Origin of the sequence: Psychrosphaera haliotis, assembly GCF_009728465.1 — a bacterium.
GTDB classification, from domain to species: Bacteria; Pseudomonadota; Gammaproteobacteria; order Enterobacterales; family Alteromonadaceae; genus Psychrosphaera; species Psychrosphaera haliotis.
The window spans coordinates 398971-415884 of record NZ_WOCD01000001.1 but is presented as its reverse complement, the minus strand read 5'-3'; the positions used below and the strand labels follow the sequence as shown (position 1 = coordinate 415884).

At 36.3% G+C, this 16914-nt stretch carries 17 protein-coding genes; all 17 read left to right on the top strand.

Annotated elements, in window-relative coordinates:
• Nucleotides 1-52: 52 nt before the first annotated feature.
• The 17 genes from GNP35_RS01895 (at nucleotide 53) to GNP35_RS15220 (ending at nucleotide 16911) form a co-directional block, all read left to right on the top strand.
• A complete protein-coding gene (locus tag GNP35_RS01895) occupies nucleotides 53-1030 on the top strand; it encodes a DHH family phosphoesterase (RefSeq protein ID WP_155694013.1) in 978 nt (325 codons plus the stop codon).
• Nucleotides 1031-1159: 129 nt separating this feature from the next.
• Entirely contained in the window at nucleotides 1160-2629 is a 1470-nt protein-coding gene (locus GNP35_RS01890) for an SLBB domain-containing protein (protein ID WP_155694011.1), read from the top strand.
• A 55-nt stretch (nucleotides 2630-2684) separates the two neighbouring features.
• Complete coding sequence (locus GNP35_RS01885) at nucleotides 2685-3737, top strand: SLBB domain-containing protein (protein ID WP_155694009.1); 1053 nt, start codon at nucleotides 2685-2687, stop codon at nucleotides 3735-3737.
• Nucleotide 3738: 1 nt separating this feature from the next.
• A complete protein-coding gene (locus GNP35_RS01880) occupies nucleotides 3739-4407 on the top strand; it encodes a Wzz/FepE/Etk N-terminal domain-containing protein (RefSeq protein WP_155694007.1) in 669 nt (222 codons plus the stop codon).
• 29 nt (nucleotides 4408-4436) lie between these two features.
• Entirely contained in the window at nucleotides 4437-4784 is a 348-nt protein-coding gene (locus GNP35_RS01875; protein ID WP_155694005.1) for a hypothetical protein, read from the top strand.
• 1 nt (nucleotide 4785) lies between these two features.
• Entirely contained in the window at nucleotides 4786-5904 is a 1119-nt protein-coding gene (wecB, locus tag GNP35_RS01870; RefSeq protein ID WP_155694003.1) for a non-hydrolyzing UDP-N-acetylglucosamine 2-epimerase, read from the top strand.
• A gap of 43 nt (nucleotides 5905-5947) precedes the next feature.
• A complete protein-coding gene (gene wecC, locus GNP35_RS01865; protein ID WP_330997665.1) occupies nucleotides 5948-7207 on the top strand; it encodes a UDP-N-acetyl-D-mannosamine dehydrogenase in 1260 nt (419 codons plus the stop codon).
• 1 nt (nucleotide 7208) lies between these two features.
• The gene (locus tag GNP35_RS01860; protein WP_155693999.1) at nucleotides 7209-8066 is read left to right on the top strand and encodes a phytanoyl-CoA dioxygenase family protein; all 858 of its coding nucleotides are present in this window, start codon (nucleotides 7209-7211) and stop codon (nucleotides 8064-8066) included.
• The gene (locus GNP35_RS01855; protein ID WP_155693997.1) at nucleotides 8063-9127 is read left to right on the top strand and encodes a glycosyltransferase; all 1065 of its coding nucleotides are present in this window, start codon (nucleotides 8063-8065) and stop codon (nucleotides 9125-9127) included. The genes GNP35_RS01860 and GNP35_RS01855 overlap by 4 nt, the downstream gene beginning before the upstream one ends.
• On the top strand, nucleotides 9120-10163 hold the full coding sequence (locus GNP35_RS01850; protein ID WP_155693995.1) for a radical SAM protein: 1044 nt from the start codon (nucleotides 9120-9122) through the stop codon (nucleotides 10161-10163). Before GNP35_RS01855 ends, GNP35_RS01850 begins: the two co-directional genes overlap by 8 nt.
• On the top strand, nucleotides 10156-11265 hold the full coding sequence (locus GNP35_RS01845; protein ID WP_155693993.1) for a hypothetical protein: 1110 nt from the start codon (nucleotides 10156-10158) through the stop codon (nucleotides 11263-11265). The genes GNP35_RS01850 and GNP35_RS01845 overlap by 8 nt, the downstream gene beginning before the upstream one ends.
• Nucleotides 11237-12502 (top strand): polysaccharide pyruvyl transferase family protein, encoded by a 1266-nt coding sequence (locus tag GNP35_RS01840; RefSeq protein ID WP_155693991.1) that lies wholly within the window; start codon nucleotides 11237-11239, stop codon nucleotides 12500-12502. The genes GNP35_RS01845 and GNP35_RS01840 overlap by 29 nt, the downstream gene beginning before the upstream one ends.
• Before the next feature lie 46 nt (nucleotides 12503-12548).
• Nucleotides 12549-13628, top strand: a complete 1080-nt coding sequence (locus GNP35_RS01835) for a hypothetical protein (RefSeq protein ID WP_155693989.1) — start codon at nucleotides 12549-12551, stop codon at nucleotides 13626-13628.
• Complete coding sequence (locus GNP35_RS01830; RefSeq protein ID WP_155693987.1) at nucleotides 13625-14077, top strand: hypothetical protein; 453 nt, start codon at nucleotides 13625-13627, stop codon at nucleotides 14075-14077. Before GNP35_RS01835 ends, GNP35_RS01830 begins: the two co-directional genes overlap by 4 nt.
• 74 nt (nucleotides 14078-14151) lie before the next feature.
• Nucleotides 14152-14748: a glycosyltransferase family 4 protein gene (locus GNP35_RS01825; RefSeq protein WP_155693985.1), complete on the top strand. Its 597-nt coding sequence runs from the start codon at nucleotides 14152-14154 to the stop codon at nucleotides 14746-14748.
• On the top strand, nucleotides 14745-16337 hold the full coding sequence (locus GNP35_RS01820; RefSeq protein WP_196492378.1) for a bi-domain-containing oxidoreductase: 1593 nt from the start codon (nucleotides 14745-14747) through the stop codon (nucleotides 16335-16337). Before GNP35_RS01825 ends, GNP35_RS01820 begins: the two co-directional genes overlap by 4 nt.
• Nucleotides 16315-16911 (top strand): Gfo/Idh/MocA family protein, encoded by a 597-nt coding sequence (locus tag GNP35_RS15220; RefSeq protein WP_196492377.1) that lies wholly within the window; start codon nucleotides 16315-16317, stop codon nucleotides 16909-16911. The genes GNP35_RS01820 and GNP35_RS15220 overlap by 23 nt, the downstream gene beginning before the upstream one ends.
• Nucleotides 16912-16914: the final 3 nt, after the last annotated feature.

The window sequence follows — 16914 nt, the reverse complement described above, 5'->3', positions numbered from 1 at the left end:
GGTTATCGATAACGTTTATCGGTAACAAAAGTTAAAACAGGAACAACCGTAAATGAATTTTGACGTGTTTAATGGTGATGCAGACGGCATCATTAGTCTTTTGCAGTTAAGGTTCCATGAGCCTAAAGAAACACAATTAGTAACGGGCATAAAACGCGACATCTCTTTGGTAAAGCAGATCCCGTTAGATTTATTGAACGACAAAAGTGAAATCACCGTGCTGGATGTTTCTATGGAAAAAAACATAGACGCATTGAATAAAGTGTTAGAAACAAAAGCTAGCGTTTTATACGCTGATCACCATCGCGCTGGAATTATACCAACGTCCAACAACCTATCAGCCCATATCGATTTATCAGCAGATACCTGCACCGGACTCATCGTTGATACTATACTCAACAAGCAATATCACAACTGGGCTATTACCGCAGCTTATGGCGATAATCTAATATCAACCGCCGATAATTTAGCAAATCAAGCGGGCATAAATAGTGAAGAAGCTCAGCAACTTCGTGAGCTTGGTACATTAATCAATTACAACGGTTATGGCGCCCATACCGACGATTTGGCATACCATCCAGCTGAATTGTTTAAGTCTTTATTAAAATACCCATGTCCTTTTGACTGTATTGCAGATACAAGTTCTGCATTTTATAAGTTAAAAGAGGCGTTTGACTCAGACTTTTCATTGGCTGAACAAGCAAATGTTGTTTTTGAATCTGACCAGCTTATGGCTTGTATTATGCCTGATGAAGCCTGGAGTAGACGCATCAGCGGAACCTACGGTAACCATTTAGCGAACCAATTTCCAAACCGTGCTCACCTCGTTTTCACAATAATCGATAATGAACATTATTTAGTGAGTTTACGAGCCCCATTAAATAACAAAAAAGCCGCTGGAGAATTGTGTGCAAAATATCCAACTGGTGGTGGCAGAGAAGGCGCCGCTGGGATAAACTGCTTACCAAAAGCAGAGATAAATACCTTAATTCAGCAGGTTTGTTTGTTTTATACCCCAAAAGGGGAGTAATGCAAAAAATTAATACATATACATGGGTGCAACTTTTAGCCTAATAATGTATTATTCCGCCTCGATTTTGGTTAGGGATGCCGCAATTAAATCCCTGCCTGCGTTACTTCAGTTTTTAAGGATTTAATTATGAATGGGGCCCTTTCCAAAGGACTAGCTTGTTTTTTAGCCATAGTGGTATTTAGCAGCATCACACCTGCTAAGGCACAAGTTTCTACGACGCCATCTCAAGCGCAAATCGAACAATTTAAAAAACTCCCAAAGTCCCAGCAAGAAGCCCTAGCTAAGCAGTTTGGAATCGATATTAGCGAGCTAAGTACTTCCCCTTCAGGTACAGGAACTAAAAAAGAAGCTCCTGAGCTTCAATATCTTAACAATGCTCGTTCTGAAAAGTCTGCCGAAGCAGAAAAAAAAGAAACCGAAGCAAAACAAGATAACGTTAATAAATTGCAACCATTTGGTTATGACATATTTGAGGGCATGCAAACGGCCTTTATGCCTAGTGATAGCTTGTCTGTACCAGCGAATTATATTGTAGGACCTGGTGATAGCTTTAATATTGTTATGTTTGGTAAAGCATCATCTTCAGAAAGTGTAACGGTAGATAACGAAGGCAAAATCAGCTTTGCGGATTTAGCACCTATATCAGTGGCTGGTTTGACCTATCAAGAGGTAAAAACAAGAATTGCCGATGTAGCAAGTGTTAGCATGATTGGTATCAAAACGTCCGTATCTATTTCAGGTTTACGCTCTATTCAAGTGTATGTGGTTGGTGATGTTAAAAAGCCAGGTGCTTACCAATTATCAAGCTTATCAACCATGACCAATGCCATCTTCATAAGTGGTGGACCTACTAATGTTGGCTCATTAAGAAATATTAAGCTAAACAGAGCCAATAAAACCATTACGCAGCTTGACCTTTATAAAATGTTTACGCAAGGTGACGCATCAGCAGATCGTCGCTTGCAAAACGGTGATGTGGTTTTCATTAGTTCTATTGAGTCACAAGTAAAGGTGTACGGTGAAGTGCGTCGCCCAGCCATTTATGAGGTAAAAGCAGGTGAAACGCTTGATGAAATTATAAAGCTAGCAGGTGGTTTAACGTCTTTGGCTTATCCTAAAAATATATTAATTACTACGCTAGACAATAACTATCAGCGTTTGGTTAAAAAGGTAGACTTAACAAACAAAACTGAAGCAACTCAACTAAAGATAAAAGCTGGTGATGTGGTGCGTATTTTACCAATATCACAACAGTTTAGCCAAGTGGTTCATGTTGCGGGCGCAGTATCAAGACCAAGTGGATATGCTTACTTTGATGGCATGACATTAACTGATTTAATTTCAAGTTCTGATGACTTAAGTTTGTCTACAGACATGAATTACGCATTAATCGTGTCGGAAATAGCTGACGGCTCCATTCAAATACGTCACTTTGCACCTAAAAAGGTATTGGCCGGTTCGGACATCGCGCTTAACTCTAAAGATCTAGTGCTTTTCTTTAATCGTTATGACGACAGTGATTTTCATTCTGAAAATACCACTATAGAAACGAATATTGACGGTTATAACTATCTATATGCATTAAGAAACCGGTGATATTCAAACCCAACAAGTTGCCTTAGTTAAAACTCAAAAACTTACTCGCCAGGAATTGATTTTACCTCTAATAAAAATGTTAGAAGCTAACGTAACGCCGGGCAGTTTAGTGGCTACAGCGGAAATTACCGGCAAAGTTCACTTCCCCGGAATATATCCAATATCTAATGAGGCTAGCATACTAGAGCTTGTCTCTGCTGCGGGGGGCTTGCAAGAGTCTGCAAATTTGGAGATCGGTGAGGTGTCTCGAATCAACCAACGCGCGTCAGGCTCAGAGAGAGAACATATCCGTTTTTCTTTACAAAAAGCGTTATCGGGTAGTGAAAGTCAAAATGTAGCTATTCAACCAAAAGACGTGGTTAATGTATTCCAGCAGTCAAATTGGCAAAAAGAGTCACGTATTACCCTTGGCGGTGAAGTGGTTTATCCTGGCACCTATACAATAAAAGACGGCGAAGGTTTAGCAGCAGTAATAGCGAGAGCCGGCGGTTTAACAAAATTTGCAGCTCCAGAAGGTGCATTTTTCGCCCGAGAGTCCTTAAGAGAACTAGAGCAAAAGCAAGCTCGAGATTTAGCACAGAATCTAAGTAAAGAATTGGCCTTCAAATCTATTTCAAATTCATTTGGTAGTGTAGCTGTTACAGAAGTACAAGATCTTGTTAGCAAGCTGACGGTAGTAGAAGGGGTAGGGCGTTTAATTATTGACTTAGATAGAATCTTAAGTGACGAGAACTACGATGTTCAAGTTGAAGATGGCGACCAACTTTTAGTCCCAACCTTACGAGGTGAAGTAAGCGTTGTTGGTGAAGTGCAAGTGGCTACATCACATATTTATAATGAAGGTTGGCTATTAGAGGATTACTTAAAGTCAAGTGGTGGGCTGCGAGCTCAGGCAGACTCTGATCGTGTTTACGTTATACGTGCAAACGGCTTAGTGGATATTCCAGACAGTTCATGGTTAGGTGGTGAGGATACGTTAATTGCGCCAGGCGATACTATTGTGGTTCCAATTGATGCCAGCTACACAGACCGTTTAACCTTATGGGAAAAATCAACATCAATATTTTATCAGCTAACAGTAGGTTTAGCTGCGTTGGCGAGTTTTTAATATGACTGAAGAAAATAAAGTTAACGCATTAGAAAAAAAAATAGCGCTTTTAGAAGCGAATCAAGAAGCGCAAATTAACGTAACCAGACAAATGTTCCATGGCGTAAACCAAAACAGCGACGAAGATGAAATAGACTTAAGGCAACTTTTTTCAGTTATTTGGAAAGGTAAGTTTAAAATTATGGGTATTGCTCTAATCTTTGTAGTTGTTAGCGTGTTTTATGCATTGTCGCTCCCAAATATCTATACTTCGACATTAAAGCTAGTACCTGCTCAACAGGAAAGTGAAGGAGGCTTGTCTTCGCTTGCCTCTAAGTATGGTGGACTGGCATCGATGGCGGGTATAAACCTAGGTGGAGGTTCAGGTAATAACATTGAGCACGCAATAGAGTTGATGAATAGTTGGCCTTATATTGAAGGGTTTGTTGAAAAACATGGTTTAAAAACCACCTTCATGGCTGCTAACGGTTGGGATGCATCTACTAATCAATTGAAGTTTGATATTGATAAGTTTGATAAAGGTAAAAATCAATGGAAGCAGGTCTCAGGATTGTTCTCTTCTAACTTAAAGTCGTTGGAACCAACGAGTTTTGAAACTTACAAAGCGATAAAAAAAGACTTTTTTCTATTAGTTTTGATGATGAACTTGGTATTTTTAATATATCAGTAAATCACTTTTCTCCATATGTTGCATATGAAATGGCAAATAAACTAAAAAACGATATTAATGAATACTTTAGAGCGCAAGATAAAAAACAAGCGCTGGATAGTATTAATTTTATTGAACGTAAGATTGAGTCAACGGCAAACTCTCAAATGCGTGAAGTGTTTTACAACATGATTGAGTCGCACACGCAAAAAATCATGATGACTGAAATAAACGATGAATATTTGCTCAAAACACTAATACCGGCAAAAGTCTCAGAACCTACGGAAAAGTCCAAACCAAAGAGATCGATTATCGTAATAATTAGTTTTATTCTTGGCGGTATTCTAGGAACGGTTTTAGTTTTAATCTCTGCATTTAGAAATCCAAAAGAAGTATAAAATGAAAAAAGTACTAACGGTTTTTGGCACTCGACCTGAAGCGATAAAAATGGCGCCCTTAGTAAAAGCATTAGAGTCGGATACTCGAATAGAAGCGAAGGTTTGTGTTACTGCACAACATAGAGAAATGTTAGACCAGGTATTAGCGTTGTTTGATATTGTGCCTGATTACGACTTGAATTTAATGAAAGCGGGTCAAACGTTACCGGAAGTAACAAGTAGAATCTTACTAGAATTAACTCCGGTGCTTCAAGAGTTTAAGCCTGATGTTGTATTGGTGCATGGAGATACGGCTACTACGTTTGCATCGAGTTTAGCGTCTTATTATGAGCAAATACCAGTGGGGCACGTTGAGGCTGGCTTGCGCACTGGAAACATTTACTCTCCTTGGCCTGAAGAAGCGAATAGAAAGCTAACTGGCGCGATTACAAAATATCACTTTGCTCCAACAGAAACATCCAGGCAAAATCTACTTTCAGAAAATACAACAGAATCAAATGTTTTTGTAACGGGCAATACCGTCATTGATGCTTTGTTAATGGTTAAAAATAAAGTTGAAAATGATGAACAGTTAAAATCTGATATGAATAGCCGTTTTTCATTTTTAAACAATGATAAAAAGTTGGTATTAATTACTGGGCATAGACGTGAAAGCTTTGGTGGAGGCTTTGAGCGTATTTGCGAAGCCATCAATAAGCTAGCCACTCAAAACCCTGGCGTATTATTTTGTTATCCGGTTCATTTAAATCCAAATGTACAGGAACCTGTAAACCGTCTACTTGCAAAGTTAGAAAATGTTTTCCTAATAGAGCCGCAACAATACTTACCGTTTGTGTATTTGATGAATCGCTCAAGCATAATCCTGACCGATTCAGGTGGTATTCAAGAAGAGGCGCCAAGCTTAGGTAAGCCTGTACTCGTTATGCGAGATACTACAGAGCGACCAGAAGCGGTTGATGCTGGTACAGTTAAGCTAGTGGGTACAGACGTAGAAAAAATCGTAGATCAAGTGACTAAGTTACTTAAAGAGCCTCAATATTATCAAGAAATGAGTTTTGCCCACAACCCTTATGGTGACGGCCAAGCTTGTCAAAGAATTTGTGACATATTAGCTAAATAATTTCATCACAAAGTTAATAAATAGATTTATAAAGGAAATGCCAGTGTCTTTTGAAACGGTATCAGTTATCGGTTTAGGTTATATCGGTTTGCCAACCGCAGCCATGTTTGCATCACGTAAGAAAAAAGTGGTAGGCGTTGATGTTAATTCACACGCGGTAGATACCATTAACCGTGGTGAGATTCATATTGTTGAACCTGAATTAGACATGATTGTTCATGCTGCCGTTACGGAAGGGTATTTAAAGGCAACATTAACACCAGAGCCTGCGGATGCGTTTTTAATCGCTGTCCCTACACCTTTTAAAGCAAATAACAGTGAAATCCCAGAGCCAGACCTTTGTTATATTGAGTCTGCAGCTAAATCTATTGCGCCTGTTCTTAAAAAGGGCAATTTGGTAATTTTAGAGTCGACTTCTCCGGTAGGCGCAACGGAAAAAATGGCTGCTTGGTTAAAAGAAGCAAGACCAGAGTTATCATTCCCTCAAGACGATAATATAAACCCAGACGTAAATGTTGCTCATTGTCCAGAACGAGTATTGCCTGGGCATGTTGTTCGTGAATTGGTAGAGAATGATCGTGTTATTGGTGGAATGACACCTAAGTGCTCAGAGCGTTCTATAGAGTTGTACAAAACCTTTGTAGAGGGTGAGTGTGTTGCCACTAATGCAAGAACCGCTGAAATGGCTAAGCTGACAGAGAACTCATGCAGAGATGTACAAATTGCCTTTGCCAATGAGTTGTCCATTATTTGCGACAAGTTAAACATCGACGTATGGGAATTGATATCACTTGCGAATCGTCATCCACGTATAAATATCCTACAGCCTGGCCCAGGTGTAGGTGGGCATTGTATTGCTGTTGATCCTTGGTTTATTGTTAGTGAAACTCCTGAGGAAGCTCAGTTGATCCATACGGCTCGTAAAGTTAATGATATGAAGCCTGAATGGGTAATTAGTAAAGTTAAACTAGCTATTGCAAATTTCTTGTTGTCAAACCCTGAAAAATCGGTTCAGCAAGTAACAGTTGCATGTTATGGACTGGCTTTTAAACCAAATATAGATGATTTGAGGGAGAGTCCAGCATTAAAAATTATGCAGTCACTCGAAAAACAAATTGCTTGTAGGCTGATAGCCGTTGAGCCAAACATAAAAAAGATAGGGAAATACTTGGATCGTACTTTATTATTAGACATGGGCGAGGCAGACGCACAGGCAGACATAAAGGTTTTATTAGTAAGTCACAAAGAGTTTCAGACTATGAGTATTACGGATAAACACATACTAGCGTTTTCTGGGATATAAAATGAATAAACTAAAAAACAATTTTTCTAAAGACGGTTTTAAAATAGTCAAAGGCGTTTTATCCAGTTCTGAAATAGATGAAATTAGGGAAGTAGTGGGGGCTCAAGAGCCTGGAACTAGATTAATGCAGCCTCCAAAGTTGAATAAACTTCCACATGTTTTAAACGTTTTTGTGAATAAAAGAGTAGATAGCCATCTGCAGGAAATTTTGGGAGACTTTTATCGTTTTTCGTCTCACCAATTACAAATAAACTCGTTTACACAGGCTACGCTTCAAAAGGCTAGCTCTGGTGCACACATTGATGGAATAAAAGAACTAGAATTGAACCTTTCTTATATGAGTGAATCTATACCAGCCTGGGTTAATATAGGAATCTATTTACAGGATTATGATAATGATGGGTTTGGTGGCGGTATCGCTGTTTTAGAAAATAGCCACAAAGTTGTTCGATTATTAGCTCGTTTACCTTGCTCAAGCGTTTTTATTAAATCTTTTATAAAAGTTACCAAGTTCTTACCGTTTAAATATTTTAAAGAAGTAAAAACTGAACCTGGCGACGCTATTATATTTGATAATAGGTTAATTCACACATCTATTCCAACAAAGTCAACATTAAAAAATGAAAATGCGTCGCATCAACAGTTTGTGTCGTCAATACCGAACAAAAATAGAAAGTTAGCCTTTTATTGGTTTGCAGGTAAAACTGAACTCAATGCTGAAATATTATCTAATAATTTTTATAGTAGGGTAAATCGAGCAGCAGATAAAACTAAGACAGGGGGGTTTGATTACAAATTGGCCTGTGAACTTGACAATGAATTTAAAGGCGATATTAGAAAGATGTTGGGCGCAAAATGAAAATCTTGTTCATAATAAATCAGCTATCTCCCGCTGGAGCGGAAAAGCTAGTAGCATTGCTATCCAAAAGTATAAGTGCTGAGCGCATCGTTATTTATGCTATTAGAAAAAATAAAAACATAGAGCAAAAGAATGCTTTTCGAAACTTAGTATTATCAGGTGTAACTATTGTTGAAAGTAGTTACGAATCTTGCAGGGGGTTCAAAGCACTTAACAACAATTTTATTAACTTAAAAAAAATAGTAGAGGTAAATGAGATTGACATTATTCATTCTCATTGCGAATTGCCAGATATATTCGCGTTACTATTGAAGAATAGGGTTAAAAAAATTGTTAGAACTGCACACAATGAAAAATTCAGCTTAGATCATAAGTTTGGTGTTAGGCTCCCAATTCAAAGTTTTCTGTCTCAATTTTTTGATCAAAACATCTGTATATCAAAAAAAATATATGAGCAGCACCCGCCTAAAAAAAGAACGTTTATCACTAATGCAATTGACCTGTCCTTTATAAATAATGTGAGAACTATCAGTCAAAATAATAGAATGAATATTTCTATTGTCGGTAGATTTACAACGCAAAAAAACCAAGTTGATTGGGCTAACCAATTAGTTGAAAGTGGCTACTTAGCTTCATTTAAGGATATTAAATTCAACTTTTACGGGGATGGTGAATCTAGAGTTAATTTAGAAGAGATTGCAGGTAAACACCCTCAAATATTTGAAGTTAAGGGTTTTTGTTCAAATATAGAAGAGATATATCAGAATTCTGATGTTGTTTTAATTACAAGTCTCTGGGAAGGAATTTCAACCGTTATGTTAGAGTCGTTGTGTAGAGGAATTCCTACACTAACTTCAAATGTCTCAGGTGCAGAAGATGTCAATTCAATTTTATCTAATAATATTATTATTGATGTTAATAACTTTAAAGAGCTGGCGCTAAAAATAAAAACTGCGCCTTCTATTTCAAAAAAAGAACAAGAATCTTTAATAACAACGTTTAGTTTAAATAAATTTATCAAATTACATAAAACGTTATATAGGTGTTTATTGAATGAATAAGTATTTGAAATATTTTGATAATATCATTCATCATGATATTGGTATAGATGTTAGTAAGCCTACTTTTATAAATCTATCGTTAAGTAATAAATGTAATTCACGTTGTGTAATGTGCGATATTTGGAAGCACCCAAGCAATGATCTTTATGGAACTGAGTTATTTCAAGCATTAGATAGTGAATACTTAGATCAAATCCGAACATTAGGAATTACAGGTGGTGAACCGTTCCTTAGGGCTGATTTACCGGAAATTATTGAATATGCTTTAGGTCGCTTTACTCACTTAAAGCACATAGGTATTACTACTAATGGTTTCAACACCAGTAGGATTTTGAAGCTTTTAGAGAGGTTTTTCGCGAATAACCCTAACGTGAAGTTAAGTATTTGTATTTCTATCGACGGGTATGGCTCAACTCATAATTTAATGCGTAAGGTCAAAAGAGCATGGGATAACGTCAACAACACTATCATAGCTTTGAGTCCACATAGTCAAAATATTATATTGTCGATTGCTTGCACTGTGACACGATTGAATTCTAATTATGAAAATCTTTTAAAATTACAAAAATTTGCTCTCAATCAAAACATTCCGATAATATTTAGGATGGCAGTAAAAGTTGATCGTATCTTTAACGAAGAATTGATCGACAATGTCGGGTTGATTCCTGGTTCTAGGGAGTCATTAGAAGTTTCACGATTTTTAAAAGACAACGTTTTACTTAACCTGAATGCTAGGACGATGTATTATCATATGATGGTCGACTTTCTTGAAGGGCATACGTCCAAACGGACAATAAAGTGTAAAGAGATGAGAGATGGCGCAATGTTAGATAGCAATGGAGATATCTATGTTTGTTCCGTTTCAGGAAAAAAGTTTGGTAATTTATTGCATGATGACGAAGTAAAATTAAAAGAGCAGGCAAAACTAAGTCGTGCAATAGTTAGAGAGAATAACTGCAGCTCCTGCTTCCACGATCATTTGAGCCATAAATCGCCATTAAAATTATTAGAATCATTTTATAGACTTCATGTATAAAATATTTTATTTACTATCCATATTTGTTGCTCTAGGTAGAGATTACATCTTTGTTTCAGACTCTCTTGCAACATTTATATTTACCATTATGTTGGTTGACGCGATTGTTGAAATAATACTCAAACCTTTTTCACTTCGAAGCTTGAACTTTAACTTGAGACTCAATTATTTTTATTCTCCAAACGGATTAATTGAATTAGGTTGTATTATCACTTTAGCCACTATATTAATAATGGTCTTTGGAGTTCTAGTAGGCTTTGAAAATACAGTATTATTTGGGTTTCTATTGCTTGCCAAATCAGGATATAAAGTGGTTAGTAACAAAGCTCTTTATTCAAAAAACTTCAATAGTTTTTATCTTTTTGAATTCGTAAGGAATGTAAGTATTGCACTGTCATTTTACTTGGAGTCTTTGTCATTTTACCTAGTTTGTTTAATATTAATTACACTAGTATGTTTCTTAAAGTATAGTTTAATAAAGATTAAAACACGATGCCAAACTAAATTGATATATAAAGTGTATAGATCAGATTGGCTAATGGTTTTACAAGCTTTCTTAAGTGCGTCTTATGTAGTTTTTGATAAAACGCTAGAGTCTATTAAATCGGATTCGACGTTTTTAGAATACCTACTTGTGACTAAGTTCATAATGTTTTCTTTAAACTTATTTTCTGGTTTTTCTTTGCAAATATTTCAAATACAAAACAGAAATCATAGAAAAAGTATAACTTCTTTTTTGCTAATAAAACGCAACCTTCCATTTATCTCAATAATTGTTTTAGGATTTATTTTTTTCTTTACATGTCTAATTGGATATTTGCCGGTAGGTGAACGTTTAACTTTTGAGCCAGTATTCTTGGCATTGGCAGTAGGCTGGTTGCTTTCGATGTTAATTAGAGAGGCATGTATTAAAGCTAATCAAATGAGAGGTGATTTTAAAATAGTTTCTGCTCTAGTCTTAGTTATCTTACCAATACATATTATTACAGTTACGGCGCTGTCATTGAGTGTTAATTCATTGTTGTTGTTAAATACAATAACCTCTCTTTTAATTATAAAAGGTCTGTTAATAAGTGAATATTATAAAAAAGCTCGTTCGTAAAGCTCCACAAATAAGAATCGCTTTAAAATCTATGGAGTTTTATTTTAAATCTCTTAGCCGTGGTTTAAAGTTCGTTGCAAAGATGAATTCAAAAGTTTGTGACACTAGGGATTTAATGATATTCGGTTGGTACGGCACGGAAACTGTTGGCGATAAGTTTATTTTACTGGGTGTAATTTATTCAATTTTTAAATCACATGAAAATGATTTTGATACTTTAAATATAATTTCTTTGGATGTAAATGTAACGAGAAAAACTCTCATAGAACTAGATGACTTTGTCAAAACATACAGTTCGAACAGTGAATTTAAATCTTTTCTTTCAAAATTTAATGTTGTTGATTATGAGTCAATTTATTCTCTAAGAACGAATACTACCTATGTGTTGGGTGGTGGTCCGATAATGGATGATCCTATACTTGTTGATTGGTGGTTACTTTCTGAAAAAGTTGCGAAAATAGAAAGTAGCAAGTTTTATATTTTAGGGTCAGGTGTCGGCCCTTTATCTCGAAAAATATGCTGTCTTTTATCAAAAAGCTTAATAAAAAATTCAAATGCAAAGTTAATACGAAACAAAAGCTCGTTATTGGATTTTGACTATAAAGAGGTTATTGATCCTGCTTTCTTAGTTTATTTCATCGCTGATAAACTCCATGAAGGAAAATTCCGACCTGATGGGAGGTTGAGTATAAATATTAGAAGTATCCCATTCCAATACTTAAAATCAAGTGCAGCTCAAGATAGCAATGTTGTGACAGAATTCGGTAAGTATGTCAGAGCATTTCTGGTTGATACTCCATGTGTGGATTCGATTAGTTATTTTACGACTCATCAATTAGATTCAACACCCGACTCAGTCTTATGCAATAGTGTAATTATTAAAACATTAGAGTCGAATAATAGTAATTTGGCTAGTGTAGTGGAATCTGCACAGCAAGAGGATACTGTTTCTTCTGTGGTCGAAGAGCTATTGCAATCTGAATATGTTATTGCCTCTAGGTTTCATGGTGTTGTGTTAGCGTTAATTTGTGGGTGCAAGGTTTCAGGTTTAGACTACGGGGTAAAAAGTAAAGTTTGTGGTCTTTACGAATCTCTTGGTAGAAACTATCCAGACTCTAGAACTTTTGAATTTAATGGCTACTCAAATAAGGACTTTTTATCACTTTCTGACTCAGACATACTATCGATGGTTAAGCAAAAAACAGGGCCTTTTTTAGATTTGGTTAACAGTAAATGACAATAAAATTTTTGTTTTTTTGTTTATTGTTCATTTGCTAATAGGATTGGAGAGAGTTGCTCTCTTTAATGAAGTACTAGCCTTGATTGGAGTATTGGTATTTACGCATTTACTAGTAATAAAGCAAAGAATTGAAAAAGCTCATTTGCCAATTATTGGTTTTGCTGTTTGGGGTATTTTTAGTTTTTCCATTGGGTATATTGAAAATTCGGAAGGAACAATTTACCAGAAACTGAGGACTACTCCGTTCTTGTACAGCATATTTTGCTATTTTGTTGGCTATTACTATCTTTACCGTTATTCGTTTCATGGCTTAAAAAACATGAGCTGGTTATTGGTGATAGGCTGTTTATTTGGAGGTAAGTTAGCTCCTGCTTTGGGGGTTTTGTTAACGTCAGATTCAAACAGTACATATAAAAAAAACATTAATATTCTTCTAATTTTTATTTTTATGTTAGAGATGGTAAATCTGATGTTAGGAAATCATCATGGTTCATCAACTCTTATTTTGATATTTTTCTTGGTTTTGATATTTAGGGTTAGCGGAGACTTACCCTACAAGGTTATAGCTAGTAACTTCTTTACTTTTGGTATTTTAACTATATTTATTGTTTTCTTTGTTTCCTTGCATCTAGTTTTTGAAGAGTTTCAGCAGTTTTACAATGTAGGCTTTTCGTTTTTTAGCGGAGGTGATTCCAACCTTTTATGGCGCTTAATGTTTTGGGCTAAACTTGTAGGAGAAATGTCTTTTTATGAAACCCTTACTGGAATTAAACTTGCAACACCTTTGTTTAATCCGCTTGAATCTAGTAGTGCATTTATTGTCGCGTCGGAGCCTAATGCACTTGATCGACCCTATACTTTAGGGCCGCACAATTCTTTTGTATATTTGTTTGTTAGAATGGGGGGGATTTTCTTTTTCTGTTTTTTATATTTTCTTCTTTCACTGATGAAATCTCTAAGCGTTTTAGGGGACTTAAAATCAAAGTTATTAATTATAACTTTGTGTGTAGCGACAATATCGCTTTCGTTTAATGTCTTTTTAGAGACACCTCTTTATGCAGGAATATTTTGGTCGTTAATAGGTCTTTGTCAAAGACACTTGAAATTTGAGAGATATAAATGAAAATACTTGCTCTGTTACAACTGCCCCCTCCCGTTCATGGCGCCTCAAGAATGAATAGACTTTCACTTGATGTTTTAAAAGAGGAATACCCGCATACTAAAGCAATAAATATTGGGCTTGCCAATGACGCATCTGACGTGAACTCACTATCTATTAGTAAACTGCTAAAGTTTATTAAACTTTTAGGTTCAGTATGGCTATATTCTTTTAAAGTTAGACCAGATCAAATTTATGCATCGATCTCCCCAACTGGCGGTGCCTTTATAAAAGACTTTATGTTTTTATTTGTCGCTAAGTTAATGAAAATACCAATTAAATTTCATATACACGGGAATGGTATTTCCAACTTTTATAATAAAAAAGTTTATAGAAAACTATATAATTTCCTTTTAGAAGGAGAGACTTTGATTGTTTTATCGCCAGAACTAAAAAAGAATATTCTTGTTTAAACATAACGTGTAAATATCACATTTTACCAAACTTCAATTTTTTTGAATTTGATACTTCAGTCTTAAATCGTAATTTGGACGCAGATCGGTCCGATATAGTTAAACCTCTGAATGTATTGTTTTTTTCAAACCTCCGAAAAGGCAAAGGTATATTTGATTTTTATATTGCAATCAGAAATATAATAAAAAACCGAGAGGACGTTTCCGTAACTATAGCAGGTCCTTGGTCATCTGAACGCGATGAAAAAGAGCTCATGACTCAAATTAAGAACGATAGTATCGAGCTTGGTCTAGATCTAATGCAAAAAATCAACTTTTTAGGTCCGATTAAAGGTGATGTATCAAAGCTTAATTTGTATAAAAATTCGGATGTTTTTGTATTTCCTTCCTACATAGATACATTTCCTTTGGTTGTTCTAGAGGCAATGGAACTGGGAGTACCTGTAATTGCTTATGAACAGGGCGCTATTGTAGATATGTTGTCTCAGGGAAGTGGCGTTGTAGTAGAAAAAGGAAATATCAATATGCTCGAAGCTTCTATTGAATCGCTGTTGGAAAGTGATTCTACTCGAGTAGCTACAGCTAAAAGCGCAGCTGGCAGAGTCAAAAACTTATATTCAAGAGATAATTACAAATTGAACTTTTTAAAAATGTTTAAGGGATGTAAATGAAACAAATAACACAAACACTTAGAACTGGAACAATTGAAGTTAATGAAGTGCCTATTCCGGCTCTTACTGACAAGTTTGTGCTAGTAAAAAACAGTAGCTCTGTAATTAGTGCGGGTACTGAAAAAACAAAAATAGATATGGGTAAAAAGAACTTGCTACAAAAGGCAAAGGCGAGACCTGATCTAGTAAAACAAGTTTTAAAAAAGGTTCAAACTGAAGGTCTAAAAAAGACACTACAAACGGTTAATACAAGATTAGATGCACCATCACCACTCGGCTACAGCTGCGCCGGTGAGGTAGTGGCAGCAGGTGGATTGGTTGAAGGAATTCAACCTGGTGACAGAGTTGCATGTGGTGGGGCTGATTATGCTAATCATGCTGAGTTTGTTGCTATCCCTAAAAATCTTGTTGTTAAAATACCTGATAATGTATCGAATGCGGAAGGTGCCTTTACAACAGTTGGAAGTATTGCACTGCAAGGTGTGCGCTTAGCACAGCCACAGATGGGTGAAACATTCGTTGTTTTGGGTTTAGGCTTGTTAGGTCAGATTGCCGTTCAACTTTTACGAGCAAACGGCTGTAAGGTCATTGCAACGGACTTGGATCCTGCGTTAGTCGAGAGGGCGACTAAGTATGGAGCAATCGATGCAGGACCGGGTGTTAATATCCAAAACTTAGTAGAAAGTGAAACGAATGGACATGGTGTTGATGGTGTTCTGGTATGCGCCGGCACATCGAGTAACCAGCCGATTGAATTATGCGGAGAAATTACAAGAGAAAAGGGGCGTGTAGTTGTTGTTGGTGCAGTAAGAATGGATATACCTCGAGAAGATTATTTCAAAAAGGAAATTAGTGTTGTTATCTCTCGATCTTATGGTCCAGGTCGTTATGATCCCTTTTATGAAGAAAACGGCAACGATTACCCATTAGGGTATGTTCGTTTTACAGAGCAGCGCAATATGGAAACATTTTTGCAATTAATATCTGACGGCAAAGTTGAAGTTAAGTCTTTAATAACACATGAGTTTGGAGTTGATGAGGCGGAAGCCGCGTATCAGTTAATTGAAGGTGATAAAACAGAGCCTTATTTAGGCATTTTGATGAACTACTCACCAGCAGTCCAGAACTCTTCAAGTACAAAAATTGCAATAAATTCCTCCCCACTGAACAAAGATAAAGTTGTTCTTTCATTATATGGTGCAGGTAATTATGCGACTTCTAACTTGCTTCCTCAATTATCTAAATCAAAAGACATAGAGTTAAATGGACTAGTAACCGCCAGTGGCAGGACTGCCCAAGGCGTAGCCAAACAATTTAATATGCGTTTTTGCGCAGGTGATCTTGATGAAGTTCTTGACGAGTCAACAGATGCGTTAATGGTAACTACGCGCCACGATACCCATGCGTCGGCAGTGCTTAAAGGTTTAGGTGCTAATAAACACGTATACGTTGAAAAGCCATTAGCATTAAATGTTGAAGAGTTGTCATCGATAAACAATGCATTAAACGGCTCTAAAAGTCAGGTGATGGTAGGTTTTAACAGACGGTTTCTCACCTTGTACGGCTATGGTTTTACAACACTTCTCTAAAGTGAATACCCCTAAAGTCGTAAATATAAGAGTCAATGCTGGCATGATCCCATCTGATCATTGGATACAAGACCCAGAAGTAGGCGGCGGCAGAATGATAGGTGAAGGTTGTCACTTTGTTGATTTGGCATCAGCATTAGTTGCTAGCAATCCAACAAAAGTGATGGCGATGGGTACTCGTAAGGGTAATGGTTCAGCACTTTTGAATGATAACTTAACGATAATATTGTCTTTTGCTGATGGTAGTATCGCTAATATAACTTATACGGCTGATGGTTCTAAAGCTCAAGAGAAAGAGTTTGTAGAGATGTTCGGTGGTGGTTTATCAGCTTCAATTAACGACTTTAAAGATGTTACTTTATTTTCAGGTGACTTTGATAAGAAAGTTAAAAAGCTGCCAGCACAGAATAAAGGCCAAAAAGAGATGTTGGATGCTTGGATTGAAGGATTAAAAACTGGTAAACCAGCAATTTCAATAGATACGATTTTGTTAAATAGCCTAGCAACTATTCAAACTATAGAGTCATTGACGTTGGGCGCAGCGTTAGATGTCAATCTCGCTATATTAAAGTAAAAA